Annotated in this window: 2 protein-coding genes; both read left to right on the top strand. The window is 24.9% G+C overall.

The features are described 5' to 3' along the window. Nucleotides 1–4 precede the first annotated feature (4 nt). Nucleotides 5–157 (top strand): hypothetical protein, encoded by a 153-nt coding sequence (locus ACTT9D_RS07295; RefSeq protein WP_440931122.1) that lies wholly within the window; start codon nt 5–7, stop codon nt 155–157. Then, nucleotides 154–1,887, top strand: a complete 1,734-nt coding sequence (gene argS / locus ACTT9D_RS07290) for an arginine--tRNA ligase (protein ID WP_440931121.1) — start codon at nt 154–156, stop codon at nt 1,885–1,887. The genes ACTT9D_RS07295 and argS overlap by 4 nt, the downstream gene beginning before the upstream one ends. Nucleotides 1,888–1,986 lie beyond the last annotated feature (99 nt).

Here is a 1,986-nt window from a genome sequence, read left to right as displayed (position 1 = left end):
AAAAATTATTAAGATTTTATTTGATAAAATTAAAAATAAACCTCTTAAATATATTTCTAAAAAGCAACTTTCTAAAGATAAATACAGAGCAATAGCAGATTATATTTCTGGTATGACAGACAGATATGCAATTAATTTAAACAAAGGTCTTAAATGAATATTTTTGATTTATATTTAGATAAAATTAAAGATGTATTGAGTACTTTGTCAAAAAATAATGAAATTATTTTACCTGAAAGTTTAGAAGGTATAAATGCAGAAATACCACCTGTAAAATTTGATTGTGATATTTCTACTAACGTTGCAATGGTATTATCAAAAGCAAACAAAAAGTCTCCGATAGATCTTGGAAATGTAATATCTAAATCTTTAGTTGAAAAAGATAAGATGATTGAAAAGGCTGAAGTAGTCAAACCAGGATTTATTAATATCAATTTGAAACCAGAATTTTGGACTAATTTTTCAAAAGAGATATTAGGAAATTCAAAATCTTTTGGAAAAAATGAAAAAGAAAAAAAACATAATTATCTAGTTGAATTTGTATCTGCTAACCCAACTGGACCATTACATGTAGGCCATTGCAGAGGTGCCATATTGGGTGATGTTATTTCTAATGTTTTATTATTTAATAATCATAAAGTAACAAAAGAATATTACGTAAATGATTATGGAAATCAGATAATTAATTTTACTAGGTCTGTTTATTTTAGAATTAGAGAAATTTTATTTAGTGAAAAATTTCCAATTGAAAATGAAGATTTATATCCTGGCGATTATTTAATTGATTTTGCAAAAAATATTTCATCTGAGAATAAAGATATAGATTTTAGCAATTATGAAAAAATTTCTTCTAAGCTTACTGAATTATCAATCGAACAAGCTTTAAAACTGATAAAGAAAAATTTAGAAAGTCTTGGCATTATTCATGATAATTTTGTTAGTGAAAAAAAATTAGTTGCAAATAATGAAGTTCAAGATGTTATTAAATATCTAACTAACAATAACTTTGTTTATACAGGAAAAATCAAAGCTCCCGAAGGAGAAGATAATAAAAATTGGGTGGAACGTGATCAGCTACTTTTTAAATCAACAGATTTTGGAGATGATAAAGATAGAGCTTTACAAAAATCTGATGGATCTTGGACGTATTTTGCTAGCGATGTTGCTTATCATAAAAACAAGTTAGACAGAAAATTTGATTATTTAATCAATATCCTTGGCGCTGATCATGCTGGTTATATTAAAAGAATTACTTCTTCTGTTGATGCGCTTTCAAATTCTAAGAATAAATTAATTTGTAAAGTTAGCCAGTTAGTTAAATTAATTAAAGACAATAAACCTTTTAAGATGTCAAAACGAAAAGGTGATTATATTACTGTTGATGATTTAATTAATGAAGTTGGTAAAGATGCTACGAGATTTATTATGTTAAACAGAAGTAGTGATGTTGAATTAGATTTTGATTTTGATAACGTAATTGAAAAATCAAAAGATAATCCTCTTTATTATGTGCAATATGCATACGCTAGGATTTCATCTGTATTTAGACATTTAGGAAAAGATATCAATAAAGATTTAGATATAAAAAATTTTAATTTTGAATATTCAAAAGAGGAAATAAAGATATTAAAGAAAATATCTGAATGGCCAAAATGTATTGATACATCTTGTAAGAAGTTGGAACCTCATAGGGTGCCTAGCTATTTATATGAACTTTCATCTGAATTTCATTCATACTGGAATTTAGGTAAAGATAATCCAGAAAAAAGATTCATAAATGAAAATAAAGAAATATCTGATGAAAAATTACTTTTTTTAAAGGTTATTTCGAATTTAATAAAATCTGGAATGGGAATTGTTGGTGTTTCAACACCTGAAAAAATGTAATGCTGAAAGAAATAAAATATTTAATTTTTACAATTATAATTTTTCTATTTCTTTTTTTTACAGGCAAATATTATTTTTCAGATGAATATAAAAAAAAAT

It is taken from the genome of Candidatus Pelagibacter sp., from assembly GCF_052049815.1.
Classification (GTDB): Bacteria; Pseudomonadota; Alphaproteobacteria; order Pelagibacterales; family Pelagibacteraceae; genus Pelagibacter.
This window is presented reverse-complemented; position numbering and strand designations above follow the sequence as displayed.

What these genes read in the sequence shown, in the direction of transcription:
- argS (WP_440931121.1), top strand. Translation starts at nt 154, where the DNA reads ATGAATATTTTTGATTTATATTTAGATAAAATTAAAGATGTATTGAGT.